General features: G+C 67.5%; 25 protein-coding genes. 13 read left to right on the forward strand and 12 right to left on the reverse strand.

Features of this window, described 5'->3' with window-relative positions; translation table 11 throughout:
- Positions 1-151: 151 nt before the first annotated feature.
- Positions 152-1492 carry a proline--tRNA ligase gene (gene proS / locus IE266_RS13755; RefSeq protein ID WP_189680671.1) on the reverse strand — a complete coding sequence of 447 codons (1341 nt, stop codon included), beginning with the start codon at positions 1490-1492 and terminating at the stop codon, positions 152-154.
- A 70-nt stretch (positions 1493-1562) separates the two neighbouring features.
- Positions 1563-3464: an AfsR/SARP family transcriptional regulator gene (locus IE266_RS13760; protein WP_189680672.1), complete on the reverse strand. Its 1902-nt coding sequence runs from the start codon at positions 3462-3464 to the stop codon at positions 1563-1565.
- Positions 3465-3640: 176 nt separating this feature from the next.
- On the opposite strand from IE266_RS13760, the gene IE266_RS13765 reads away from it, so the two are divergent.
- Entirely contained in the window at positions 3641-3847 is a 207-nt protein-coding gene (locus IE266_RS13765; RefSeq protein WP_189680673.1) for a DUF1127 domain-containing protein, read from the forward strand.
- A gap of 186 nt (positions 3848-4033) precedes the next feature.
- On the opposite strand, the gene IE266_RS13770 is transcribed toward IE266_RS13765, so the two are convergent.
- The 4 genes from IE266_RS13770 to IE266_RS13785 all read right to left on the reverse strand — a co-directional run bounded on the left by IE266_RS13770 (position 4034) and on the right by IE266_RS13785 (position 9357).
- A complete protein-coding gene (locus IE266_RS13770; protein ID WP_189680674.1) occupies positions 4034-4417 on the reverse strand; it encodes a hypothetical protein in 384 nt (127 codons plus the stop codon).
- Between the two features lie 76 nt (positions 4418-4493).
- Positions 4494-4967 carry a GNAT family N-acetyltransferase gene (locus IE266_RS13775; protein WP_229864111.1) on the reverse strand — a complete coding sequence of 158 codons (474 nt, stop codon included), beginning with the start codon at positions 4965-4967 and terminating at the stop codon, positions 4494-4496.
- A gap of 73 nt (positions 4968-5040) precedes the next feature.
- Complete coding sequence (locus IE266_RS13780) at positions 5041-8190, reverse strand: efflux RND transporter permease subunit (RefSeq protein WP_189680676.1); 3150 nt, start codon at positions 8188-8190, stop codon at positions 5041-5043.
- Positions 8191-8193: 3 nt separating this feature from the next.
- A complete protein-coding gene (locus IE266_RS13785) occupies positions 8194-9357 on the reverse strand; it encodes an efflux RND transporter periplasmic adaptor subunit (RefSeq protein WP_189680677.1) in 1164 nt (387 codons plus the stop codon).
- Positions 9358-9624: 267 nt separating this feature from the next.
- On the opposite strand from IE266_RS13785, the gene IE266_RS13790 reads away from it, so the two are divergent.
- Entirely contained in the window at positions 9625-10119 is a 495-nt protein-coding gene (locus IE266_RS13790; protein WP_189680678.1) for a Dps family protein, read from the forward strand.
- A gap of 77 nt (positions 10120-10196) precedes the next feature.
- Here the strand turns inward: IE266_RS13790 and IE266_RS13795 are convergent, their stop codons facing one another.
- Positions 10197-11006: a response regulator gene (locus IE266_RS13795; RefSeq protein WP_189680679.1), complete on the reverse strand. Its 810-nt coding sequence runs from the start codon at positions 11004-11006 to the stop codon at positions 10197-10199.
- A 96-nt stretch (positions 11007-11102) separates the two neighbouring features.
- Here IE266_RS13795 and IE266_RS13800 point away from each other — a divergent pair, with 96 nt between their 5' ends.
- The 4 genes from IE266_RS13800 to IE266_RS13815 all read left to right on the forward strand — a co-directional run bounded on the left by IE266_RS13800 (position 11103) and on the right by IE266_RS13815 (position 15231).
- Positions 11103-11249: a NepR family anti-sigma factor gene (locus IE266_RS13800; RefSeq protein WP_189680680.1), complete on the forward strand. Its 147-nt coding sequence runs from the start codon at positions 11103-11105 to the stop codon at positions 11247-11249.
- Entirely contained in the window at positions 11246-11809 is a 564-nt protein-coding gene (locus tag IE266_RS13805) for an RNA polymerase sigma factor (RefSeq protein ID WP_189680681.1), read from the forward strand. The genes IE266_RS13800 and IE266_RS13805 overlap by 4 nt, the downstream gene beginning before the upstream one ends.
- Positions 11806-13596: a histidine kinase dimerization/phosphoacceptor domain -containing protein gene (locus IE266_RS13810; protein WP_189680682.1), complete on the forward strand. Its 1791-nt coding sequence runs from the start codon at positions 11806-11808 to the stop codon at positions 13594-13596. The genes IE266_RS13805 and IE266_RS13810 overlap by 4 nt, the downstream gene beginning before the upstream one ends.
- Positions 13597-13692: 96 nt before the next feature.
- A complete protein-coding gene (locus IE266_RS13815; protein ID WP_229864113.1) occupies positions 13693-15231 on the forward strand; it encodes a phospholipase D family protein in 1539 nt (512 codons plus the stop codon).
- 1 nt (position 15232) lies between these two features.
- Here IE266_RS13815 and IE266_RS13820 read toward each other — a convergent pair whose 3' ends face one another.
- The 4 genes from IE266_RS13820 to IE266_RS13835 form a co-directional block, all read right to left on the reverse strand.
- Complete coding sequence (locus IE266_RS13820; protein ID WP_189680684.1) at positions 15233-15571, reverse strand: tRNA-binding protein; 339 nt, start codon at positions 15569-15571, stop codon at positions 15233-15235.
- Positions 15564-16379, reverse strand: coding sequence for a pyrroline-5-carboxylate reductase (proC, locus tag IE266_RS13825; RefSeq protein ID WP_189680685.1), 816 nt, complete (start codon positions 16377-16379; stop codon positions 15564-15566). Before proC ends, IE266_RS13820 begins: the two co-directional genes overlap by 8 nt.
- Positions 16380-16512: 133 nt before the next feature.
- Positions 16513-17013: a type III secretion system chaperone family protein gene (locus IE266_RS13830; RefSeq protein WP_189680686.1), complete on the reverse strand. Its 501-nt coding sequence runs from the start codon at positions 17011-17013 to the stop codon at positions 16513-16515.
- A 238-nt stretch (positions 17014-17251) separates the two neighbouring features.
- Complete coding sequence (locus IE266_RS13835) at positions 17252-17512, reverse strand: accessory factor UbiK family protein (protein WP_189680687.1); 261 nt, start codon at positions 17510-17512, stop codon at positions 17252-17254.
- A 93-nt stretch (positions 17513-17605) separates the two neighbouring features.
- On the opposite strand from IE266_RS13835, the gene lgt reads away from it, so the two are divergent.
- From lgt to IE266_RS13860, 5 genes are all read left to right on the forward strand, one after another.
- Positions 17606-18481, forward strand: a complete 876-nt coding sequence (gene lgt, locus IE266_RS13840) for a prolipoprotein diacylglyceryl transferase (protein ID WP_189680688.1) — start codon at positions 17606-17608, stop codon at positions 18479-18481.
- Positions 18478-19533, forward strand: coding sequence for a class I SAM-dependent methyltransferase (locus IE266_RS13845; protein ID WP_189680689.1), 1056 nt, complete (start codon positions 18478-18480; stop codon positions 19531-19533). Before lgt ends, IE266_RS13845 begins: the two co-directional genes overlap by 4 nt.
- Positions 19530-20285 (forward strand): peptidoglycan editing factor PgeF, encoded by a 756-nt coding sequence (gene pgeF, locus IE266_RS13850; RefSeq protein WP_189680690.1) that lies wholly within the window; start codon positions 19530-19532, stop codon positions 20283-20285. The genes IE266_RS13845 and pgeF overlap by 4 nt, the downstream gene beginning before the upstream one ends.
- 261 nt (positions 20286-20546) lie before the next feature.
- The gene (locus tag IE266_RS13855) at positions 20547-20699 is read left to right on the forward strand and encodes a hypothetical protein (protein WP_189680691.1); all 153 of its coding nucleotides are present in this window, start codon (positions 20547-20549) and stop codon (positions 20697-20699) included.
- Positions 20700-21027: 328 nt separating this feature from the next.
- Positions 21028-21813, forward strand: a complete 786-nt coding sequence (locus IE266_RS13860; RefSeq protein WP_189680692.1) for a Hint domain-containing protein — start codon at positions 21028-21030, stop codon at positions 21811-21813.
- A 90-nt stretch (positions 21814-21903) separates the two neighbouring features.
- On the opposite strand, the gene IE266_RS13865 is transcribed toward IE266_RS13860, so the two are convergent.
- Positions 21904-22404: an Lrp/AsnC family transcriptional regulator gene (locus IE266_RS13865; RefSeq protein WP_189680693.1), complete on the reverse strand. Its 501-nt coding sequence runs from the start codon at positions 22402-22404 to the stop codon at positions 21904-21906.
- A 196-nt stretch (positions 22405-22600) separates the two neighbouring features.
- On the opposite strand from IE266_RS13865, the gene trxB reads away from it, so the two are divergent.
- Both trxB and IE266_RS13875 read left to right on the forward strand, forming a co-directional pair.
- Positions 22601-23572, forward strand: coding sequence for a thioredoxin-disulfide reductase (trxB, locus tag IE266_RS13870; RefSeq protein WP_189680694.1), 972 nt, complete (start codon positions 22601-22603; stop codon positions 23570-23572).
- Between the two features lie 118 nt (positions 23573-23690).
- Positions 23691-25373 carry an adenylate/guanylate cyclase domain-containing protein gene (locus IE266_RS13875; protein WP_229864114.1) on the forward strand — a complete coding sequence of 561 codons (1683 nt, stop codon included), beginning with the start codon at positions 23691-23693 and terminating at the stop codon, positions 25371-25373.
- Positions 25374-25433 lie beyond the last annotated feature (60 nt).

The following is a 25433-nucleotide window of genomic DNA, read 5'->3' on the forward strand; positions in this document are numbered from 1 at the left end:
ACCCACCTTCCACCACCGAAAATCGAGAACCCCGAACCGAAATCCCTCGCGGATTTCGGCCGTTTTCCTGCGAGGGAAACGCTGCCCTCCGGGCGGAGCGAAATCCTCGCAGGATTTCGGACGGTTTCCTCGAAGGAAACCGCCCCCGCCCTCAGCGGTGCGCCGCGTAGATCTCCACGACCTTCGCCACCGCCGCTTCCGGGCTCAGTTCCTCGCTCTCGCCGGTCCGGCGCGAGGTCAGCTCGACCACGCCGTTCTTCAGCCCGCGCGGGCCGACGGTGATCCGCCAGGGCAGGCCGATCAGGTCCATCGTTGCGAACTTGCCGCCGGCGCGCTCGTTGGTGTCGTCGTAGAGCGGTTCCAGCCCCACCGCCGTCAGCGCGGCATAGATCTTGTCGCAGGCCGCATCCGCCTCGGCGTCGCCCTGCTTGAGGTTGACGATCCCGCAGTGGAAGGGCGTGACCCCTTCCGGCCAGATGATGCCCTTGTCGTCGTGGCTCGCCTCGATGATCGCCCCCAGCAGGCGGCTGACACCGATGCCGTGGCTGCCCATCTCGACCGGCACCTGTGTGCCCTCGGCGGTCTGTACGGTGGCGCCCATCGGCTCGGAATACTTGGTACCGAAGTAGAAGATCTGCCCCACCTCGATGCCGCGGCCGACCTTGCGGTTCTCCTCGGGCACCCCGGCGAAGACCGACTCGTCATGGGTCTCGTCGGTGCGGGCGTAGAGCGTGGTGAACTCCTTGCAGACCGCCGCGACCTGGTCGCGGTCGTCATAGTCGATCGCCCGGTCGCCCAGCTTCAACGCGGTGACACGGTCGTCGTAGAAGACCTCGCTCTCGCCGGTCGAGGCCAGCACCAGGAATTCATGCGTATCGTCACCGCCGATCGGGCCGCTGTCGGCGCGCATCGGGATCGCGGTCAGGCCCATCCGCTCGTAGGTGCGCAGGTAGCTCACCATGTGGCGGTTGTAGGCGTGCAGCGCGCTCGGCTTGTCGACGTCGAAGTTGTAGCCGTCCTTCATCAGGAACTCGCGCCCGCGCATCACGCCGAAACGTGGCCGCACCTCGTCGCGGAACTTCCATTGGATGTGGTAGAGCGTCAGCGGCAGGTCCTTGTAGGACGACACATGGCTGCGGAAGATGTCGGTGATCATCTCCTCGTTGGTCGGACCGTACAGCATGTCGCGCTCGTGCCGGTCCTTGATGCGCAGCATCTCCTGGCCGTAGTCGTCGTAGCGGCCGCTCTCGCGCCAGAGGTCGGCGGGCTGCAGCGTCGGCATCAGCAGCGGGATGTGACCGGCGCGGATCTGTTCCTCGTGGACGATCCGCTCGATGTTCTTCAGCACCTTGAAGCCCATCGGCAGCCAGGAATAGATCCCGGCGGCCTGCTGCTTGATCATGCCGGCGCGCAGCATCAGCCGATGGCTGACGATCTGCGCCTCGGCCGGGTTTTCTTTGAGGACGGGCAGGAAGTAGCGGCTGAGGCGCATGGCGGCTCCGAAATGTCGATATCTTCGTCGGTCTATGGCTTCGCAGGCGGCGAGACAAGAGGCGGCTTCGTCAGCCCTCGCTCATGCCGATGTCCTTGAGCAGCTGGTACTGATCCGCGATGTCCCGGTTGCGCCCCGGCGGCAGCGAGGCGGCAAGCTTGCGGTAGGTGAGGCCGGGATAGGCGTCGAGCAACCCGCGCAGGGCCTCCCTGGCCTCGCCGAGACGCCCCGCGCGCACCAAGGACAGCGCCAGGAAGCGATAGGCCCAGGTCATCGTCGGCGCCAGCGTCATCGCCTCGCGGGTCAGGCGGACAGCTTCATCGGCATCCCCGTCGGGCCGGCTCTCGACCGCGGCCCGGCCAAGCAGCATGTTGAAGCGGAACGGGTCCAACGGACTCAGCGCCTCGGCATGCAGGAAACTGGCGAGCGCCGCCTCGTAATGGCGGTCATAGACCTCCAGCCAGCCGCGCCGCATCCAGCCCCAGGCGCTGTTCGGATCGATCGCCAGCGCCCGGTCGATATAGGCGCGGGCGTCGGACTGGTCGGTCATCGTCATCGACAGCCCCGCGCCCAGCGCCACCAGCGACGGGCTGTGATCGCTGGTCAGCGCTGCCGCCCGCCGGGCCGCCTCGATCGCCGCGCTGCGGGCGCCCTTGGGATCCTCCGCCCAGATATATGAGGGCATCTGCGCCAGCGCCCAGGACTTGTAGGCCCAGGCCGGCCCATAGTCCGGGGCCTGGCGCAGCGCCTCGTCGAGGATTGCGATGGCGCGCTTGTTCTCGTCCCTGTGATGCGCCCAGAAATGCGGCAGCGCGCTCAGCGTCAGGCTGTAGGCCGACCGATGCGCCGCCGGCAACGCCTCGGCCCGCGCGATCTCGGCCCGGCGCAGGCTGGGCGAGAGCTGCCCGGCCACCTGCGCCGCAATACGGTCCTGCAAGTCGAACAAATCGTCGAGGTGATCGTCGAACCGCGCCGACCATAGGTGACGCCCGTCCTGCCCGCCCACCAGCTGCACCGAAAGCCGCAGCCGATTGCCCGACCGCTGCACCGTGCCCTCGACGAGATAGTCGCAACCGAGCCGAGCCGCGAGTTCTGGCACCGGCAGACCCGCCCCGCGCAGGGCAAAGACCGACTGGCGGGCGATCACGTGGAACTCATGCACCCGCGAGAGCGCGTTGGTGATTTCCTCGACGATACCATCGGCGAACATGTCACCCTGCCCACCGCCGATCTCGTCGAAGGGCAGCACCGCAAGTCCGGGATTGTCCCCCCGCGCCGGCACCGGCGCGGCGGGCACTGTCTCGGGCGCCTGTCCCGGCTGCCGCAGCGCGGCGGCCAACGCCAACGTCTCGGGCGCCGGCTCTACCTCCAATTCGCGCGCGAGGCGGGCGGTGAAGTCCTGCAGCACGCGCAGCGCGGCGGCCTTGCCTCCGCCGGAGGCGGCCGCCCGCAGCAGCATCTGCACCGCCTCCTCGTTCAGCGGATCGACCTGCAGCACGTCCTGGGCCGCGGTTTCCGCCGCCTCTGCCCCGCCACCGGCCAGCGCCGCCGCCCCGGCCTCCAGACGCTCGGCCACCCAGGAGCGCCCCAGATTGGCACGGGTGTCGCGCAGCCAGTCCTCGAACTCCGCCGAGGCGATGTCGAGCTCTTCGAGAAAGCCTCCCACCCCGCCCCGCTCTACCCGGCACAGCGCGGGATCTAGCCGGACCGCCAGCCGGTCGGCCTGCAACACCCCCTCGGGCAAGGCGCGGCGCAGCACCGAAAGTTCCTGCCGCAGCGAGGCGCGTGCCTGTTCTTCGCCCCGGTCGCCCCAGATCAGCGTCGCCAGCGCCGCGCGGCTCTGGCGCATCCCTGGCTCCGCCGCCAGCACCGCCAGGATCGCCAGCCCGCGCCGCGACAGCCCGCCAACCGCGCGCCCATCGCTGCCGCGCACCTCGAACGGCCCGCGCATGGCCAGAACTAGCGTGCCCATTTCCCCCCGGTCAGCCGTTGAAACCCTTGATCCGCATGATTTTTACGAGCCCTCCTGCACTTTTTACGCATTTTTTGCGTTTGCAGCGAGGGTTTTTGCGCCCGCTTTTGCATTGGATTTGCGCAGGCCCGGCAGATTGGAGGCATCAGATCAAACGCAGCCCCGGAGACAATGCCATGACCACCAAGGCCCAGACCACCGCCCGCATCAACCCGACCCTGCAGATCGACTCCTCCAGACCTTTCCTGCTGCGCCTCCTCGACGCGCTGGTCGCCTGGGACGCCCGCCACCGCGACGCCCACAAGCTGCGCAACATGACCGACGAGCGCTTGGCCGACATGGGCATGACCCGCAGCGACGCCGAAAACGCCTTCCGCCGCTGAGCGGCCCCCCTGAACTCTTCCCCTCGGGGCCCCGCGGGGTCCCGCTTTTTTGCTGTGCCGATAAAAGAAGAGCCTGATTTCTCTTCTTTCCAAATATCTCCGGGGGTGAATTGGCCTAAGGCCAAGAGGGGGCAGCGCCCCCTGCTCCGGTACCGACCCCGCGCAACGCCAGGACGGCTTCCCGGATCAAATGTCCGTTGGCTCGCCCGGCTTGACCTTCTCTTCCGGCGCAACCGGAGCTGGCGGCGCCTCGGGCTTGCGGCGGATGATGATGTCACCGTTGGGCAGGATCTCGGGCGCCTCGTATTGGGTCCAGTCCTCGACCCTTGCGAGGATCCCGGCCAGCGCCGGTCCCATCTCGGACAGGAAGCGCTGCATCGGCGGCCCGATCTCGTCGGCAAGCGCACCGAGGTCGCGCAGCGCCGGCGACATCTCGTCCTTCAGCCCCTCGAAGAAGAGCTGCATTCCACGCTCCATCAGGGAACGCCCCTCGGGCTCTCCGGCCTCTTCGGCAAGGGCCGGGGCGGCGGCAAGCGCGGCGGCGCAGGCAAGGGCGAGATGGTGTTTCATGCCGCCAATATAGGCACGTGCGCGGCCGCCGTTAAGGGCCAAGTCCCCGAGGCAATACAAAACGGCCGGAGCGCGCTCAGGCGCCGGTCTCCAGCCGGTATTTGCGGAAGGTGGCGCCAGCGTGGTCGACCTCGCCCTCGAACCGCGCGCCGAGCCGGGCGAGCGCGCCGAGGTTGCGCCGCGAAGGCGGCAGCAGGAAGGTAACCGACGAGAGGCGTGGATCGGCGGCGGCAAAGGCCAACGCGGCGCGGGTGATCCGGGCGCCGAGGCCGAAATCGGCTGGTTGCAGCACCAGGCCGAAATCCCAGTCCTCGCCCTCCTTCTGGAAACCGCCCCAGCCGACATAGCGCCCGTCTGACATGATCGCCCAGTGGCCGAGGCCGTCCCGGTCCCAGCAGGCCTCCTTGGCGGCGACGAAGGCGCGGGCGGTCTCGGTGTCCCAGGTCATGGTCAGCAGCGGCATGTGCTCGGCAAGGCGCGGGTCCGACATGTGTGCGACCAGCGTCTCGGCCGGAATGCCGCTCAGGCGGGTGAAGGTGATCTCGGGCATGGCGTCTCCGGGCATTGCCGCCATCTGGCCGCGGCACGCGGCGCACCGCAAGCCGGTGCCGCCTCGCAACCGATCACGCCTGCGTGGGCGCGGTTCCCTTGGGCTGCACCGCCTCGCCCAGCTCGCGGCGCAGGCGTTCCTCTTCCTTCGAGCGCGGCGGCGAGAAGCCGGCGAGCAGCAGGTAGGCCACCGGCGTCAGGTAGAGCGTCGCCAGCGTCGCCAGCCCCAGCCCGCCGACGATCACCCAGCCCAGCGCCTCACGCGCCTCGGCCCCTGCGCCCGACGACAGGATCAGCGGCACGCCGCCCAGCACCGTCGAAGTCATCGTCATCATCACCGGACGCAGCCGGATCGTCGAGGCATCGTAGATCGCCTGCCAGGTGCTCGCCCCCTCTTCGCGCAGCTGGTTGGCGAATTCGACGATCAGGATGCCGTTCTTGGCCATGATCCCCACCAGCATCACCAGCCCGATCTGCGAATAGACGTTGAGGCTCATCCCGGTAAAGGACATGGCGAAAATGGCGCAGGCCAGCCCCAGCGGCACCGTCGCCATCACCACGAAGGCCGAGATGAAGCTCTCGAACTGTGCCGCCAGCACCAGCAGCACCACCAGCACGGCAAAGCCGAAGGTATAGACCAGCCCCGAGGCGGTCTGCTCCAGCGCCGCGGCCTCGGCCAGCGGCAGGATCGCGTTCTGCGGCTCCAGCACCTCGGCGCCCAGTCGGTTGACCTCGTCCATCGCCTGGCCGAGCGACATCTCGGGCGTCAGCGTCGCGGTGATCTCGACCGAGCGCTTCTTGCCCTCGCGGTCGAGTTCCGGCGCGATCGGCCGCTCCTCAAGCGAGACGAAGGAGGACATCGGCACCATCTGCCCGTCGCTGGCGCGGATGAAGATGCGCTGCAGGTCGCCAGGGTCGTCCACCGGGTCCGAGGTCGAGAGCATCTGGACATCGAAACTGGTGTCCCCGATGAAGACCGACCCGATGGAGCGCCCGTCCAGCACCGCGCGCAGCGCGTCGCCCAGGCCGGTGATATCGACCCCGAGGTCCGAGGCGCGCACGCGGTCGACCTCGACGAAGAGCTGCGGCAGCGTGGTTTCGTATTCCAGCCGGACCTGGCCAAAGCGCTTGTCCTGCTGCATCTGCTCGACCAGCTTGTCGCCCACCTCGGCCAGTTGGTCATAGTCCTCGCCGGTGATGGCGAAGGCCAGGCCCCGGCCCGCGCCCCGGATGCGCAGCGAGTTCGGCTGGATGACGAAGACCCGCACGCCCACCACATCGGCGATCAGCCGGTTCATGTCCGCCACGATCTCCTGCTGCGAGCGCTCGCGTTCTTCCCAGGGCGCGAGGGTCATCACCATGAAGCCGACGTTGTCGGCGCCGAAGCCGATCACGGAGAAGACGTTGCGCACCTCGCGGGTCTCCTGCAGCGAGTGGACCCGCTCTTCCAGCAGGTGCAGCTTGTCGATGGTATATTCCAGTGAGACGCCGGTCGGCGCGGTCACTCGCGCCAGGACCAGCGCACGGTCCTCGCGCGGGGTCAGCTCCTGCCGGATGCCGCCGGCGACCAGCGCCGCTGCAACGGCGAAGAGCACGGCGGCGACGATGATGACCAGCGGATTGGCCAGCGCGCCGCGCAGGGTCCAGGCGTAGAGCGCGTTCAGCCGGTTGCCGAGCCAGACCATCGGCCCGCGCGACTCCTCGCCGATCCTGCTGTGTTCCAGCAGGCGGCTCGCCAGCACCGGCGCCAGCGAGAGCGCGACCACCGAGGAGAGCAGCACCGACATCGCCAGCGTGAAGCCGAACTCGCGGAACAGCCCGCCGGCCTGGCCGGGCAGGAAGCTCAGCGGGATGAAGACCGCCGCCAGCGTGGCGGTGGTGGTGATGACCGCGAACAGCACCTGCTGGGTCCCGAGCACGGCGGCGGCGCGCGGGCCCATGCCCTCGCCCCGGCGGCGCACGATGTTCTCGAGCACGACGATGGCGTCGTCCACCACCATGCCGGTGGCCAGCACCAGTGCCAGCAGGGTCAGGATGTTGATCGAGAAGCCGACGATATAGACCGCCGCCACCGTCCCGATCAGCGCCACCGGCAGGGTCAGCGCCGGGATCAGCGTGGCGCGCAGGTCGCGCAGGAACAGGAAGATGATCGCCACCACGATGATGACCGAAAGCACCAGCGTATAGAGCACCTCCTGGATCGCGCCGTTGATGAACAGCGCGTCATCCGAGGTCACGAACAGCCTGATGTCGGGCGGCAGCGTCTCGTTCAGGTCGGCCACGACCTCGCGGACCTGCCGCGAGATATCCAGCGTGTTCGACGTGGCCTGCCGCACGATGCCGATGCCGATGCCCGACTGGCCGTTGGCGCGCAGCGCGGTCTGGTTCGGCGCCGGCCCGAGGCTGACGCGGGCGACGTCGCGCAGCCAGACGTCGGGGCCGATCTGGATCGCCTCGAAGGCCTCGGGCGTGTTCACCGTCGCGGTGGTGCGCACGTTGATCGACTGCCGCGTGCTGCGCATGTCGCCGGCGGGCACGTCGAAGGCCACCGTCTCCAGCGCGCGGCGAATATCGGCCAGCGACAGGCCCCGGCTCGCCAGTTCCAGCATGTCGATGTCGATGCGGAAGATACCGTCGGCATCGCCGTAGATCTGCAGGTCGGCCACGCCGGGGATCGAGATCAGCGAATCCTCGACATTGTCGCGCAGGATCCTGGTCAGCTCGTCGGCCCGGCGTCCCGGCGAGGTCAGCGCAAGGCGCATCACCGGGTCGGCATTGGCGTCGGCCTTGACGATCACCGGCGCGTCAGCGTCGTCGGGCAGGTCGTTGGCGATCCGCGCGATGGCGTCGCGGGTGTCGGTGGCGGTGGTGTCGATATCGACGTCGTCCGAGAAATCCATCGTCACCCGGCTGCGGCCATAGCGCGAGTTCGACGAGATCGACTGCACCCCCGAGACCCGCGCCACCGCGCCCTCGATGCGGCCGGTCAGCTCCTGGTCGACGGTCTCGGGCGAAGCGCCGGGAAAGGTGGTGGTTACGCTGATCACCGGCTGGTCGACGTCGGGCAGTTCGCGCACTTCGACGCCCAGCAGCGCCGCAAGACCGGCCACCAGGATCAGCGCGTTGATGACGAAAGCGAGGATCGGGCGGCGCACGAAAAGCGCGGTCGACCCACCCTTGTCGAGCTGGGCGTCGCCGGCGGCCTGGGTTTCGGGCGTGCTCATGGCTCAGAGCTTTGCCGAAGCGCGCAGCCCGTCGGCTGCCGCCGACTGCGCCTGCTGCACCACCACCTCGGCGTCGGGGCGCAGGTTCTGCACGCCCTCGACGACGATCAGGTCATCGCGGGCGAGGTCGCCGTCGACCAGCACCTTGTCGGCGGTGCGGCGCAGGATGGTGACGGGCACGCGGCGGGCCTTGTCATCCCGCACCGCCCAGACGAAGGCCCCGTCCGAGGTCCATTGCACCGCCAGCGAAGGCACCGCGGGGTGTTCCGGGCCCTGGAACTGCATCTTGACCGAGAACGCCATGCCCGAGCGCAGCGAGTCGTCGGTATTGGCGATCTCGCCCTGCACCCGGAGCGTGCGCGAGGCGCGGTCGATCAGGTTGTCGACTGCCACCACTTCGCCGGTCAGGTGCCGCCCGCGCAGGGCCAGCGGCTCGGCCTCGAAGGGCACGCCGGCGCGGATCTGCGGCGTCAGCCGCTCGGGCACGCGAAAATCGACGAGGATGCGCGAGCGGTCGGTCAGCACCGCAAGCACGTCCTGGTTGGTGATGCGGTCACCGACCTCGACTTCGAGCAGGCCGACCCAGCCAGGGATCGGCGCGCGGATGCTTTTCTGGCTCAAGTCGAACTCGGCCTGTTCGACGCCAAGCTGCGCGGCCTTCTGGGCCAGCTCGGCGCTGCGGCGGCGCACCTCGGTGGCGGCGCCCGATTCCGACAGGGTGCGCACCCGGGCCAGCTCGTCCTGCGCATCGGCCAGGGTCAGGCGGGCCTTCTCTAGCGCGATCCGCTCGGCGGCATCGTCCAGCCGGACCAGCGTGTCGCCCTCGCCCACCCGCTCGCCCGAGGCGATCGGCACCTCGATCACGCGCCCCGCCACGTCCGAGCGCACCGAGACCGATCGGAAGGCCCGGCCGTCACCAATGGCGGCGACCTCGTCTGTAAGTTGCTCCATCACCACCGTCACGGCCACCACCGGGGTCGCCGAACGCGGGCCGCCGCCGCCGAAGCCGGAGGCCACAGCCGCCGCGGGGGGCGGGTCGATGGAGAGGAGTTCGTATACTCCGGCCTTTTCGAGCCAGGGCCCGGCGGCCGGCACGTATTTGGCAAGCAGCCAGACCGCGCCCGCCAAAACCACGCATGACAAGACCAACTGTCTGAGAGCAGCCATCATCCCGGATTGTCCCCACCTCGTTGCAGGAGTCTTAGGGCTGCCTTTGCCTCAGGGCAACAGAAGCCTGAGGAAAGAGATAAGGCATGTTCACAGACAATTGTTTGGAATGCCCGCGAAACGGGCATGTCCCGGGCGTCCCGCCCGCCAGGGATGGAACCGCCCCAGACCCGCCGCGTTCTTTCCCCAGAGGCCCGGCGGCCCTTTGCGCCGGCCCGAACCAGGTTTCGCCCCGCCCAGCGGGGCCTTTTCAGGAAAGGATCAGTCATGAAAGACGCGATGAAAGTTGTCCCGAAATCGGAAGAGGTGAAGACCGGAGTGCAGGAGGTCAAACCGGTGGCCAAGGGCCTGGCAGAGGCGCTGGCAGATACCTACCGGATGGTCTTCAAGACCCATGCCTATCACTGGAACGTCGAAGGCCCGCTGTTCCACCCGATCCACATCCTGACCGAAGGCCAGTATGCCGACATGTTCCAGGCCGCCGACGAGATAGCCGAGCGCATCCGCGCCCTGGGCCAGCTGGCGCCGGCGCGGCTGGACGAGGTGATCGATGCCTCGGTCGTCAAGGACGCCGCCAAACTGCCCTCGGCGCAGGCGATGGTCGAGGACCTGGCGAACGATCACGAGAAGGTTGCCAAGCGGATGCACAAGCTGATCTCGCTCGCCGATGAACACGACGACCCGGTGACCGCCGACCTCATCACCGCGCGATCGGCCTTCCACGAAAAGGCGGCCTGGATGCTGCGTGCCACTGCGAAGTGAGCCAAAGAGAATGCCGGGCGGTGACGCCCGGCATTCCTTCAAACCATGAAAACTTGCGAAAAACCGAGGGGAAAAGGTCAGGCCGCGAGCGTTTCGGTCGAAGAGAAGAACATCGCCTGGCTCACCGCCGAGCGGACCTGCTCTTCGGAGAACGGCTTGGTGATGAGGAAGGCCGGCTCCGGCCGCGCGCCGGTCAGCAGGCGCTCGGGGAAGGCGGTGATGAAGATGACGGGAACGTCCGAGAACTTGGCAAGGATATCGTTGACCGCGTCGATCCCCGACGAATTGTCGGCCAGCTGGATGTCGGCCAGGATCAGGTCGGGACGCTGCATGTTGGCAAGCTTGACGGCCTCAGTCCGGGTGCGCGCGATGCCGGTGACTGCATGACCGACGTCCTGCACGATGGAGACGATATCCATGGCGATGATCGCCTCGTCCTCGATCACCATGACCTTGCCGGTCACCGAGTTCTCCATCTCGCGGCGGGCGATGTTGATGAACTCCGAGGCTTCCGAAGCGGAAATATCCATGATGGTGGCGATTTCCTCGGTGGTGAAGCCCTCGATTACATGCAGCAGCAGCGCCTCGCGGGTGTTGGGGGTCAGGGAGGCCATGTGACGCTGGGCACGGGCGGCCAGATGTGTGTCGGCCTCGCCCACCGGCGCGCCGGCGCTGGACCAGACCATGTGGAAGGCCCGGAACAGGCCGACCTTGGCATCGGTTCCCGACTTGGCCGGGGTATCGTCGAGCAGAATGGCTTCGAGGGTCGCCGCGGCATACCGGTCGCCACTGTCCTGGCTGCCGGTGAGCGCGCGCGCGTAGCGGCGCAGGAAAGGAACGTTCGCTGCAACGGAGGCCGCGAAATCCCGAGGTTCCTTCGACGTCATTTTTTGTCTCCCATCGTCATTTTCTTGGGAACCAACGCAACCGTGCTGCGTTAGGTTCCATACGATCGTGAAAAAAATGCCGGGCAAATTCGTGCGATGAAACAGAGCAACGACACAGCGAAGCTGCAAGCGCAGATCGACGAGAACCTAAAGAAGGTCTTCCAGGAAACGCTCGAGGAACAGGTTCCGGACCGCTTCCGGGACTTGCTGGAACAGCTGCGCCAGAAGGAAGCCAAGCAATGAGCAGTCCGGGGGACCCGCGCGACGACTTGCCGGAACATCTTCCGGCGCTCAGGGCCTTTGCCATCAGCCTCTGCGGCAGCGCCTCGGCCGCCGACGATCTCGTGCAGGAAACGATCGTCAAGGCCTGGACGAATATCGACAAGTTCCAGGCCGGGACGAACATGCGGGCCTGGCTGTTTACCATCTTGCGCAACACTTTCTATTCGCTCAAGCGCAAGCGGAAACGCGAGGTCTCGGACAGCGACGGCATCCACGCCGGCAAGCTCTACGAGAAGCCCGCCCATGACGGGCGCCTTGCGATGACCGACTTCCGCCGCGCCTTCCAGGAGCTGTCGCCGGAACACCGCGAGGTGCTGATCCTCGCCGGTGCCTCGGGCTTCTCCTACGAGGAAGTGGCCGAGATGACCGGCGTCGCCGTCGGCACGGTGAAAAGCCGCGTCAGCCGCGCCCGCAGCCGATTGTGCGAACTTCTGGGGCTGGCCGAGGGCGAAGACCCGATCTCGGGCGCCGACCAGGCGACCATCGCGGTGCTGGGCACATCGGGGGTGCAGGCGGCATGACAGATGCGCCGGTTCGGCGCGGATTGCAGGAAAGGCTGGGCTACCGCGTAGCCTTCCTCCTTGCGGTGGTTCTCCTGCCGCTCACGCTGATTTCCGTATTCAAATCATTGGCCGTGCGCGAACAGGCGCTGGCGCGGTCCGAGGCCGCGCTGATGGGCGAGACAATGCGCGCCGCGAGCGGCGAGCTGCGCCTCATCCAGCAGGCACGCGGGGCCGCCTCGATCCTGGCCAACGCGATCTGGCCGCTGGTCGAGACCGAAAACGGATGCACCCTGCTCATGCAGGATCTGTTGAAAGAGGATCCGCAGTATTCGCTGATCGCCTTCGTGCCTGTCACCGGCATCAGCACCTGCAATTCGGCCGGGAAGCGGTTCGACTTCAAGGACGACCCGCTGTTCATGCGGGCGCTGAAGGATTCGCAGACCGCCTTTGCGGTGAAGCCGATCGGGCTGGTCTCGGGCTCGTCGGTGCTCGAAATCTCGCACCCTGTCTTCGACGAGAACAACGTCTATCGCGGGCTGGTCAGCCTGTCCCTGCCCCACTACGGGCTGCGCATCGCCGAGGACAGCGGTACCAAGGACAATCTCCAGCCGCTCACGATGATCACCTATGACGCCTCGGGGACGATCCTGACTTCGTCGCGCCGGCTCGACGACATCGGCCTGGCGATCCCGCGCGACCGGGCGCTGGCGGCGCTGACCGGCACCAAGGCGGTGTCCTTCTCGGCGCTGTCGGTCACCGGGCAGGAGCGCGTCTTCTCGGCGGTGCCGCTGGTGCCCGACGAACTCTACGCGCTCGGCTCCTGGCCGCCCGAGGGCGGACAGGCCACCGGCGGATTGCTGGGCGCGGCCCCGATCATGGTCCCGGTGCTGATGTGGGTCGTCAGCCTGATCGTCGCCTGGCTTGCCGTCGAACGGCTGGTGATCCGCCATATCCGCAAGCTCAGCCGCTCGATCACGCTGTTTGCCAGCGGCAATCGCATCGTCGGCGATATCGACGTGCGCAAGGCCCCGCTGGAGATCCGCGAAATGGCCGAGGCCTACGAGCGGATGACCGAGACGATCCTGCACGACGAAGCCGAGATGGAGGATATTGTCCACCAGAAGGAGGTGCTGCTGCGCGAGGTCCACCACCGGGTGAAGAACAACCTCCAGCTCATCGCCTCGATCATGAACATGCAGATGCGGCGGACCCATTCGGCCGAGGCCAAGAGCATCATGAAGGGCCTGCAGGACCGGGTGATGAGCCTGGCGACGATCCACCGCGAACTCTACCAGACCGCCGGCCTGTCGGACATCCACTCGGACGAGCTGCTGGCCACCATCGTGCGCCAGATCAGCACGCTGGCCGACCGGCCCGACCGGCGGCTTGCGGTGAAGACCCAGTTCGACGACATCCGCATGACGCCCGACCAGGCGGTTCCGCTGGCGCTGCTGGTGGCCGAGGCGGTGACCAACGCGATCAAATACGCGCATGGTCCGAAGGGGGATGCCCCGGCCGAGCTCTGGCTGCGGCTGGTCCGGATCGACGACACCCATGCCGAACTGACTGTCGGCAACACGATTTCCAGCGATCAGCAACCCCTCCCCGAAGGCGATATCGCCGTCGGTGTCCGCGATACCCGCGAGGGCGGGCTCGGCACGCAACTGGTCTCGGCCTTTGCCATGCAGCTGGGCAGCAATGTCGAACGGCGCGAGGGTGACGGGATCTTCGAACTCAGCGTCGCGTTCGAGTTGCGCCCGCTTTCGGACGGGGAAGAACGCAACGTCGCGGCAGAGAAAGCCTGAACGCCGGAACCGACAAGCGGCTTGCAGCGTTGAACGCGCATGTTGGTCAGAGAAATTGGTTTGCGCCAGCATATGGCGCAATTCGAGTATACATCCGTGCGTTCCACGTTCAGGACATTGATTACGGCCGAACAGGCCTATCCCGCCTTCGAGCGGGAATTCCTGCGTGCACGCACCGAGATCTGGGCCAGCTTCCGGATCTTCGACCTCGACACCCGGCTGAGGTCACCCGAGGCGCGCGCCATCGGCGAGACATGGCTCGACCTCATCGTGCACACGCTGAAGCGGGGCGTGGCGATCCACCTGGTCATCACCGACTTCGACCCGCTGGCGCGCCCGGCGCTGCACCGGACGACCTGGCGCTCGGTGCGGCAGCTCATCACGGCGGCGGAGCTGGCGGGCCCCGAGGCGCAGCTGACCGCCGTTCCGGCGATGCACCCGGCGCGCAGCGGCCTGCTGCCCCGGCTGCTTTTCTGGCCGCTGATCCTTACCCGGCAGCTGCGCAGCTCGGGTTGGCTGAACCGGCGCGATCCGGCCGAACGCGAGGCCGCCATCCGCGACATGCCGGGACTGGCCGACCGGCTGGTGCGGCGGCGCGACGGCACCTACCGGCCCAAGCTCTGGCCAGTGCCCGCGCTCTACCCCGCAACGCATCATCAGAAACTCGCCGTCTTCGACCGCACCCGGCTCTACATCGGCGGGCTGGACCTGGACGAGCGCCGCTATGACACCCCGGCCCACGACCAGGAGGCCGAGGAGACCTGGCACGACGTACAGCTGCTGCTCGAAGGGCCGGCAGTGGACGAGGCGCAGGCGCATCTGGAAGGCTTCCTCTGCGTGACCGCGGGCGACACCGCCCCGCCGCGCAACCGGCGGCTGCTGCGCACCCTGTCGGGACGGCGCAAGCGCAACTTCTGGCACATGGGCCCCGAGACGCTGGTGCAGGAGATCGCCACCGCGCATGAGCATTGCGCCCGCCGGTCACGGCGGCTGATCTACATGGAGACGCAGTATTTCCGCGACCTCAAGCTGGCGCGCTATCTCGCCAACCTGGCGCGCGACAACCCCGCCCTGGTGATGATCCTGATCCTGCCCGGCGCGCCCGAAGAGATCGCCTTCAGCCGGCGCAAGGGGCTGGATGCGCGCTTTGGCGAGTTCCTGCAGGCCCGTGCGCTCAAGATCCTGATGCAGGCCTTCGGACGGCGGCTCTTTGTCGGCGGCGCCGCCCAGCCCCGCGCGCATGGCCGCGAGAGCAACGGGCGCGACTGCCTGCACGGTGCGCCGCTAGTCTATATCCACGCCAAGGTGTCGATTTTCGACGATACCGCCGCCATCGTTTCCTCGGCCAACATGAACGGGCGCAGCCTGCGCTGGGATACCGAGGCGGGGCTGTTGATGAACGACCGCCGACAAGTGCGCGCACTGCGCCAGGCTGTCTTCGCGCATTGGCTGCCCGACGATGCCGGCGAGAGCTTTTACGACAGCGCGCGGGCGGTGCAGGAATGGCGTCGGCTGGCGCTCGAGAACGCCCGCAAGCCGCCGGATCAGCGCAAGGGCTTCATCCTGCCCTACGACATCGCGGCGGCCGAGAAGGACGCCGCCAGCGTCCCGATCATGCCCGACGAGATGGTCTGAGTCAGAACAGCCGCCCGCCGTCGGGAACGCCCTGGCCGGGGCCGATCAGAACGACCTCGCCGTCCTCGTCCGGCACGCCCAGCACAAGCACCTCGGACCGCATCGGCCCGATCTGGCGCGGCGGGAAGTTGACCACCGCCAGCACCTGCCGCCCGACCAGTTCCTCGGGCTTGTAATGCCTGGTGATCTGCGCCGAGGACTTCTTCTCGCCCAACGCGCCACCGAAATCGACCCAGAGCTTGATCGCCGGCTTGCGCGCCTCGGGGAAGGGTTCGGCGCGGGTGATGGTTCCGACACGGACATCGACCTTCTGGAAGTCGTCGTAGGTGATCTCAGCCACGGGACAGCTCCTTGCTGCGGTCGGTGGCCGCCTTGATGGCGCGAGCCAGTAGCGGCGGGAAGCCCTTTTCCTTGTCCATCAGAACCTCCAGCGCCGCCTGGGTGGTGCCGTTCGGGCTGGTGACGTTGACGCGCAGCTGCGCCGGATCCTCGGACGCCGCCTCGGCCAGCGCGCCTGCGCCCGCCACCGTCGCCTTGGCAAGCTCCATCGCCAGATCGGCGGGCAGCCCCTGTTCGACGCCGGCGGCGGCCATGGTCTCGATCAGGTGGAAGACATAGGCCGGCCCCGAGCCGCTGAGACCGGTCACCGCATCCATCTGCGCCTCGCTCTGCAGCCGCACGGTCTGGCCAACGGCAGAGAGCAGCTCCTCGGCCAGCTCCATGTCGGCGGCGCTGGCGCGGGCGTTGCCAATCAGCGCAGTTATCCCCCGGCTGATCGCGGCGGGCGTGTTCGGCATGGCGCGCACGATTGGCGTCTCAGCCCCCAGAACGGCCTCGTAGGCGGCAATCGGCGTTCCGGCGGCGACCGAGACAAACAGCGTTTTGCCATTGCCCATCGGCGTCAGCACCAGCAGCGCTTCACCCATCATCTGCGGTTTTACGGCGATCAGGACCACGGCGGGGGCCAGCGGCGCGCCTTCGTTCAGATGCACGCCCTGCGCCTTCAGCCAGTCCGAGGGATGCGGGTCCATGACCCAGACTGAGGCGGCCGGCAGGCCCTGCGCAAGCCACCCGGCCAGCATGGCCGACCCCATCTTGCCGCATCCCAGCAGCACCAGCCCGCCCGCGGCGATATCGTTCATGTTCATGGGTCGTGCCCCTCCCCTATGCGGTCCCGCGAAAACCTTGCATCGCCTTGCGCTGCCTCTCGCTGCGCTCGAACGCGAAATGCGATACGCGACACCGGAGTGGTTCGCGAAACCGCGGGTTCAGGGCACGGGTTTACGCGCGCCCGTATGCCTCTGCAATGGCGACCTGCATCGCCTCCTTCGGCGTCTTGCCGCCCCAGACGGCCAGCTGGATCGCCGGGTAGAACCGCTCCGACGCCATCACCGCCGCGGCGATCATCGTGTCGACCTGCTCGGCCGAGGCGGTCTGCCCGCCCGACAGCACGAGGCCGTAACGATAGACCATGAGCTTGTGCTCGGCCCACCAGGTGAAGGCGCCCGCCCAGCAGTTGTCGTTCAGCTCGTTGAGCAGCGCATAGAGTTCCGGCAGGCGCTCCTCGGGCGGCTCCATCTCGAAGGTGCAGACAAGCCGCAGCGACTCGTCGTAGCCCGACCAGGAGAGCGACACCGAATAAGTGCGCCACTGCCCCTCGACCGCCATGGCGATCTGGTCGTCGCCGATCCGGTCGAAATCCCACTCGTGGTATTCGGCCAGGTGTTCGACGATGTCGATGGGATGGATGTCGTCTTCGAGATACGGCTCGGAAAGTGCCATTGTGCCACCTCATTTTTTCTAGCGGTCGGGGCTGTTTAATCCCTCTAGTGCTAGAAGACTGCTCCAATGGACGGGGCATGTCCCCCTGCCCATACTACATATGGTGCTGCGTTGCCGCACCAGTAGCAAGCAAATATTTGTGGATAGCTACGATTAGTTGTGGATAGGAGGCACGAAGATGCAAGATGTCGCCAGGATAGGCGCGATTTATCCTTGTCGGGCGTGTGGATAAACCCGTTCAGCCCTTGCTGTCGGGTTTTGCCACCGCTTCCAGCGCCGCGATACGGGCCGCCAGCGCGGCATTCTCCTCGCGCGCCTTCTGGGCCATTGCCCGCACCGCGTCGAACTCTTCCCGGGTCACGAAATCGCGATCGGCGAGCCAGCGGTCGATCATGCCCTTGAAGGCGGTTTCGGCCTCGGTCCGCGCGCCCTGAGCAACGCCCATTGCGTTTGTCATCAGCTGCGACAGGTCGTCGAGGATCTTGTTGCGCGTCTGCATGGGCGTTCTCCGTTTCTGCTGCGTCTATATGGTCATTTCAGCGCCCCGCGGCAAGGTTGACTTCGCCCTCGGAGCACGGGCATTGAAGCGGCCATGCTGGCAGCCATTCCCTTCCCCGATCTCTCCCCCGACCTCTTCACGGTCTCCTTCGGGGACATGCAATTCTCGCTGCGTTGGTACGCCCTGGCCTATATCGCCGGCATCGTTCTGGCCTGGTGGCTCGCGGTGCGCGCGGTGCGCCGCCCGGCGCTCTGGGCGGGCGAGGCGCCGATGACGGCAAAGCAGATCGAGGACCTTGTCACCTTCGCGGTGCTCGGCATCATCATCGGTGGGCGGCTCGGCTTCGTGCTGGTCTACCAGCCGGGCTATTACCTCTCCCACCCGATGGAGATTCCCAAGGTCTGGCAGGGCGGCATGTCCTTCCACGGCGGGCTGGCCGGGGTGGTGCTGGCAGCGCTCTGGTTCACCGCGCGCAACCGCATCCCCAGGCTGCAGGCCGCCGACCTGATCGCCCATGCCGTTGCGCCGGGTCTGCTGCTGGGGCGGCTGGCGAACTTCGTCAACGCCGAGCTCTGGGGCCGCCCCACCGACCTGCCCTGGGGGGTGATCTTCCCCGGCGCGGCGGCGCAGGACTGCCCCGGCGTGCTGACGCTCTGCGCGCGCCACCCCTCGCAGCTCTACGAGGCGGCGCTCGAAGGGCTGATCCTCGGCGCGCTGCTGCTCTGGCTGGTCTACCGGCGCGGCGCCTTCAAGCGGCCGGGGCTGGTGCTTGGCACCTTCCTCGCCGGCTATGGCCTCGCCCGCTTCCTCGTCGAATTCGTCCGCCAGCCCGATGCGCAATTCGTCACCGAGGTCAACCCGCTGGGGCTGGCCTTCCATCTCGGCGGCTGGGGCCTGACCATGGGCCAGATCCTCTCGCTGCCGATGATCGCGCTCGGCCTCTGGTTCGTGCTGCGGGCACGCCGGTGAGTCTCACCGACCACCTGGTCGCGCGGATCCGCGCCTCGGGGCCACTGAGCATGGCCGACTACATGGCCGAATGCCTGCTGCACCCGACGCTTGGCTATTACACCACGCGCGACCCGCTGGGCGCAGCGGGCGATTTCACCACCGCCCCCGAGATCAGCCAGATGTTCGGCGAGCTGATCGGCCTGGCGCTGGCGCAGGCCTGGCTCGACCAGGGCCGCCCGGCGCGGATCGTTCTGGCCGAGCTCGGACCGGGGCGCGGGACACTGATGGCCGACGCCCTGCGCGCCATGGCGCGGGTGCCGGGCCTGCTGGCTGCGGCCGAGCTCTGGCTGGTCGAAGCCTCGCCCACCCTGCGCGCCCGGCAGGCCCAGACGCTGGCCGGTCATGCGCCCCAATGGGCCGATACCGCCGAGGCGCTCCCCGAAGCGCCGCTCTTCCTGGTCGCCAACGAGTTCTTCGACGCCCTGCCCGTACGCCAGTTCCGCCGCGCGGCGGACGGCTGGTGCGAGCTCCGCGTCGGACTGGAGGACGGTCGCCTTGCCCTTGGCCTCGCCGGCGCAGCGCCGCAGCCCGCGCTCGCGCATCGGCTGGAGGACACCCGCGAGGGCGACATCGTCGAACTTTGCCCCGCCGCCGCCCCTGTGATGGCAGCCATTGCCGGGCGCATCGCCCGCCACGGCGGCGCGGCGCTGATCGTCGACTATGGCGACTGGCGCTCGCTCGGCGACACGGTGCAGGCGCTGAAGGCGCATCAGCCGGTGCCGATCCTGGACACACCCGGCGAGGCCGACCTCACCGCCCATGTCGATTTCGAGGTTCTGGCCCAGGCCGCGACCGCCACCGGGGCCAAGCACACCCGACTGGCCCCCCAGGGCCTCTTCCTCGACCGGCTGGGAATTGCCCAGCGCGCCGAGGCGCTGGCGGTCAGGGGCGGCCCCGCCGTCGCCACTGCATATCGACGGTTGACGCATACCGAGGAAATGGGAAACCTGTTCAAGGTGCTGGGCCTCTACCCGCCGGGCGCACCGCCTCCTGCCGGACTGGAGCCATGACGCTGGAAATTCTCACCGCCGACGAATTGGGTCCGCTGCGCCACGGATTCTTCACCCGCAAGGGCGGCGCCTCCTCGGGCATTTTCGCCGGATTGAACTGCGGCACCGGCTCGTCGGACCAGACCGAGGCGGTGGCGATAAATCGCGCCCGCGTGGCCGAGGCGATGGAGGTCGAACCCGCCGCGCTGGTGGGGGTCAACCAGGTGCACAGCGCAGATGTCATCACCGTGACCGCGCCCCTGGCCGAGAAGCCCCGCGCCGATGGCATGGTGACCGCAACCCCCGGCCTGGCGCTGGCGGTGCTCACCGCCGACTGCCAGCCGGTGCTTTTCGCCGACAGCAAGGCCGGCGTGATCGGCGCGGCCCATGCCGGCTGGCGCGGCGCGCTCGACGGCGTGCTCGAGGCCGTGGTCGACGGCATGGAGGACCTCGGCGCCCATCGCGAGAATATCGTCGCGGTGATCGGCCCCACCATCAGCCAGCGCGCCTACGAGGTTGGGCCCGAGTTCTTCGAGACCTTCCTCGCAGAGGATCCCCATTACGCCCGCTTCTTCGCCGGCGGCAATGGCGACCGCATGATGTTCGACCTGCCGGCCTTCGGCCTGCACCGGCTGCGCGAAGCCGGCGTCGGCAATGCGCTCTGGACCCGGCACTGCACCTATTCCGACCCGGCGCGGTTCTATTCCTACCGCCGCACCACCCACGCCAAGGAAGCGGACTATGGCCGCCTGATCTCGGTCATCCGGCTGTGACCGGCACTCGATTCGCGGCCGTCACGCTGCATTTTCGACACATTTGAACGGCCCGGGCGCCAGTCCAGCCCGCCCCCGAACCCTGCAAAAACGCGCTTCCGCATTGGTTTAGTCAATGTTGGCGGGGATTTCTCCGTATTCGGGCATTGTTTGCCATCCGCGAACAGAGCGGCCGCGAATTTCCCTCAATCGGCCCAAAACCCGCCCGAAAGCCCGGCCAGAGTCGCCTCAAGTACAACAGGCAGACACGAGGATCACGACATGAAACCGAAGACCCGCTTCATCAAGTCCGTCGTCGAAACGGCCGCCAAGTCGGAAGTGGTCATGCCGTGGGCCCGTGGCACCCGCCGGGCAGAAATGATCGCGCGCCGCGTTGCTGCTGCAACCGAACGGCGCACCTCGAAGGCAAGCTGACCTATCGCGGCGTTTCCCTCCAGGACCCTCTCGCCGGACGCTGCCCCTGACCGGTGAGGGAAAGAACCCGCCCCGCACAACCGCAGGGCGGGTTTTTCTGGAAGGGTGATTCCCAATGATTGTGGCAAGACAGGTTCCGGACATGAAACAGTTGCACATTCGGAAACCGCATTACCTGGCAGAAAGCCAACAATTCCCCGCATTTCTTGACAAATTGAGCCAAAACCCGCGAAATGTCTGCACTTCAGATCACATTAACGAGTGTCGATTTGTCGTTGTCGGTGGGGGCCGGCGAGAGATGCGACCCTGTTCGAAAGGGCCGAAATAGATGACGATCCCCACCTCGCTTGCGCGTGCCGCGCAGCGCGCTGTGCGCACGGCTTCCCCTGTTCTGAATGATCCCGCCGCGCTGCGGACCCAGCAGCGCCAGCAACTGCGCCGCTACGAGGTGAGCGCCCTGATGCCCGACGGCTCGGTCTCGGAGGTGCGCCATATCGCCCCCGCCCTGCCGCTCTTCGAAGACGCCTTCTGCGCCTTTTCGCGTGGCGCCCTGATCGAGACCGAGAACGGCCCGGTCGCCATCGAGGACATCCAACCCGGCGAACGCGTCATCACCGCCGACGGCCAGGTCCAGCCGCTGCTCTGGAAGGGCAGCACCATCATCGTTCCCGGCCGTCCGGGCCCGAACGGGCGCAACATGCGCCTGACCCGCATCATGGCCGACAGCTTTGGGATGCAGCGTCCCTATTCCTTCGTGCTCGCCGGCCCCTCCGCCCGGCTGCTCGGCACCCCGGCGCACCTGCGCGCCGAAGCCGGCGGTGGCCCGATGCTGACCCCGGTGCAGGAATTCGTCGACGGCAACAACGTGGTCGAGACCGCGCCGCCCACCGCGGTGGAGCTGTTCCACATCTGCCTGAAGCGGCACACCACCATCCGGATCGGCGGGCTGGAGTTCGAGACCTATCACCCCGGCCCGCATGCGCCGCGGCTGATCAGCCACTCGATGCGGGCGCTGTTCTTCGCGCTGTTCCCGCATATCGGCATGTTCGGCGATTTCGGCCCGCTGGCCTTCCCGCGCGCCGACGAGATCCGCCCGAACGCGCTGACCGCCTGAAGCGCAAGCCCGCCGCCAGTGCCAAGAATTTTCGAAAATTCTTGGCAAAAATCTTCGAAGATTTTTGCGCCCCTGCCCGGCGTGGGCGCCTTACGCAGACTTGTTCAGCCGCTCTTCGAGCACGTCGAAGGGCACGCCGGGCTCGTCCTTGGCCACCCGGATCACCAGCGAGGTCTTGACGCTGGCGACATTGGGCGCGGTCAGCAGCTCGCCGGTCAGGAAGGACTGAAAGCTCGACAGGTCCGGCGCCGCGCATTTCAGGATGAAGTCGACCTCGCCGTTCAGCATATGGCACTCGCGCACCAGCGGCCAGGCGCGGCAGCGGTTCTCGAAGGCCGAAAGCGCCGTCTCGGCCTGGCTGTCCAGCCCCACCATCACGAAGACCTGCACCTCGAAGCCCAGCTCGCGCGCGTTGATTTCGGCGTGATAGCCGCGGATCAGCCCGGCCTCCTCCAGCGTACGCACACGGCGCAGGCAGGGCGGCGCGGAAATCCCGACACGGCGGGCCAGCTCGACGTTGGTCATTCGCCCGTCAGCCTGCAATTCGGACAGGATCATGCGATCGATCGGGTCGAGACGTGCGGCAACCATACGGCGTTCCTTGGATTTTTTGCGTTTGTTATAGCAGACGGGCCGCGTGCGCAATATTATTGCGAAAACACGCAATTATCCATGCAGCACCTGCCTCGGATCTGTGCAGATAGCCGATCCAAATCGGGGGTTCAAACCGAACCTTCGCATGGCTATATCCCGCTGGAGTAATGACATCACGGCATCGGGGGATGACATGGGCGACACGCGGCACAGCAAGGTTCTCATCATCGGGTCGGGTCCGGCCGGCTATACGGCGGGCGTCTATGCATCGCGCGCCATGCTGAAACCGCTGCTGGTGCAGGGGATCGAACCCGGCGGCCAGCTCACCACCACCACCGAGGTCGAGAACTGGCCCGGCGACACCGAGGTGCAGGGCCCCGACCTGATGGTCCGGATGGAGGCCCATGCCCGCGCCATGGGCTGCGAAATCGTCGGCGACATCATCACCTCGCTCGACCTGTCGCAGCGCCCCTTCACCGCCAGGGGCGACAGCGGCGCGACCTATACCGCCGATGCGGTGATCCTGGCGACCGGCGCGCGGGCGCGCTGGCTGGGGCTGCCCTCGGAAGAGAAGTTCAAGGGCTTCGGCGTCTCGGCCTGCGCCACCTGCGACGGCTTCTTCTATCGCGGGCAGGAGATCGTGGTGATCGGCGGCGGCAACACCGCCGTGGAAGAGGCGCTGTTCCTGACCAACTTCGCCTCGAAAGTCACGCTGATCCACCGCCGCGACGAACTGCGCGCCGAGCGCATCCTGCAGGACCGCCTGTTCAAGAACCCCAAGATCGAGACCCTGTGGTTCCACGAGCTGGACGAGGTGGTCGGCACCGACAGCCCGCTGGGCGTCGAGGCGGTGCGGGTGAAGAACGTCCAGACCGGCGCCATCACCGAGATCCCGGCCAAGGGCGTCTTTGTCGCCATCGGCCACTCGCCCGCCAGCGAACTGGTCAAGGACCAGCTCGAAACCCATCACGGCGGTTACGTCAAGGTCAAGCCCGGCTCGACCGAGACCTCGATCCCCGGCGTCTTCGCCGCGGGCGACCTGACCGACCACGTCTACCGCCAGGCCGTCACTTCGGCCGGCATGGGCTGCATGGCCGCGCTCGACGCCGAGCGTTGGCTGGCCGCCGAAGAGGCCAAGGCGCCGGCCGAAACCGTCACTGCATGATGTCCCCCGCCATGCCGGACCTTGGGGTTTGGCATGGCGGAACCAACGGCGTAGCCACGCCGCTTGACCTTTGCCACGGCGCTCCGCCAGACTCGCACCAAAGGGACGGAGACGCAGCGTGACCTCGATCTGGCGCGGCAACTGGGCGACACGGGCGCGGATCGCGTCGGGGCTGGTGCTGTTCACCTATGCGCTGTTCCATTTCCTCAACATCGGGCTCGGCCTGTTCTCGTCCGAGCTGATGGATACCGCCCAGGGCTGGCGGCAGGTGATCACCCGCAGCCTGGCGGGCACCGTGCTGCTCTACGGCGCGCTGCTCACCCATGCCGGCCTGGCGCTCTGGAAGCTCGCCGGGCGGCGCACCCTGCATATGCCGGCCTGGGAGCTGACGCAGATCGTCCTCGGGCTGGTGATACCGCTGCTGCTGATCGTGCATGTCACCTTCACCCGGGTGGCGCATTCCGCCTTCGGCGTGAACGACCGTATGGGCTACCTGATCGGGCTGATCTTCGACACCAGGGACGCCTGGCTGCAAAGCCTGCTGCTGCTGATCGTCTGGACCCATGGCTGCATGGGACTGCACTTCTGGCTGCGCAGCGATGCACGCTGGCGCCGCGCCCTGCCCTGGCTGATCGCGCTCGCGGCGCTGGTGCCCTTCTTCGCTCTGGCCGGTTTCCTGACCGAGGGCCGCCGGGTCGCCGCCGCCTTCGCCGACCCCGAGCTGCGCGCCTCGATGCGGGCCTTCTTCAACTGGCCCGACCGCGAGACCTTCGCAGATCTCTTCGCGATCCGCGATGTCGGCAACCGGGTCTACTGGGGCCTACTGCTGCTGGTGGCGGCAGCCTATGGCGGGCGCAAGCTGCTCCGGCGGGGGCGCGCGGTGCGGGTTCGCTATGTCGACGGGCCCGAGATCGCCTCGCCCAAGGGACCGACCCTGCTGGAAATGTCCCGCGCCAACGGCGTGCCGCATACCGCGCTCTGCGGCGGGCGCGGGCGCTGCACCACCTGCCGGGTCCTGGTCGAGGAAGGCGCCGAGCTGCTGCACCCGCCCACCGAGGCCGAGGCCCGCAGCCTCGCCGCCGTCGGCGCGCCGCCGGGCACCCGGCTGGCCTGCCAGATCCGGCCCGCGCAGCCGCTCACCGTGTTCCGTGTCTTCCGCCCCGACGGACGCCGCCACCGCGCCCATGCCAGCCAGGGCCAGGAGCGGCGGATGGCGGTGCTGTTCCTCGACATCCGCGGCTTTACCGCTCTGACCACCGGGCAATTGCCCTATGACGTGGTCTTCCTGCTCAACCGCTTCTTCGACGCCATCGTCCCGGCGATCACCGCGGCGGGGGGCGGGGTCGACAAGTATCTCGGCGACGGGCTGCTGGCGCTCTTCGAGGCCCCGGACGAGGCAAGCTCGGCCCGCGCCGCCCTGCGCGCCGCCGCCGGGATCGGCCGGGCGCTGGACACCTTCAACCGCGGGCTCGCCTCGGAAGGCGCCCCGCCGATCCGCATTGGAATCGGCCTGCATCTCGGCGACCTAGTGCAGGGCGAGATCGGCGCCGCCGGCCATGCCCCGCGCACCATCATCGGCGAGACGGTGAACGCGGCCAGCCGGCTCGAGGCGATGACCAAGGAAATGGCCGTCGAAGCGCTGGTCTCGGCCGAGCTGCTGGCCGGTGCCGGGATCGACCTTTCGGCGCTGACTCTGGTCACCCTGGAACTGCGCGGAGTCGCCGAACCGGTGCCCGCCCTTCCGCTGCGTCACGCGGTTGAAATCGACGAATTGCTGCAAGCCTCTTCGGAAACGGCCTGAATCGGCCAATTGCCGCCCCAAAACCCCGTTTTGGCCAAAAATCCGACGTCTTACCCTAGA

It is taken from the genome of Seohaeicola zhoushanensis (assembly GCF_014656415.1).
GTDB classification, from domain to species: domain Bacteria; phylum Pseudomonadota; class Alphaproteobacteria; order Rhodobacterales; family Rhodobacteraceae; genus Seohaeicola_A; species Seohaeicola_A zhoushanensis.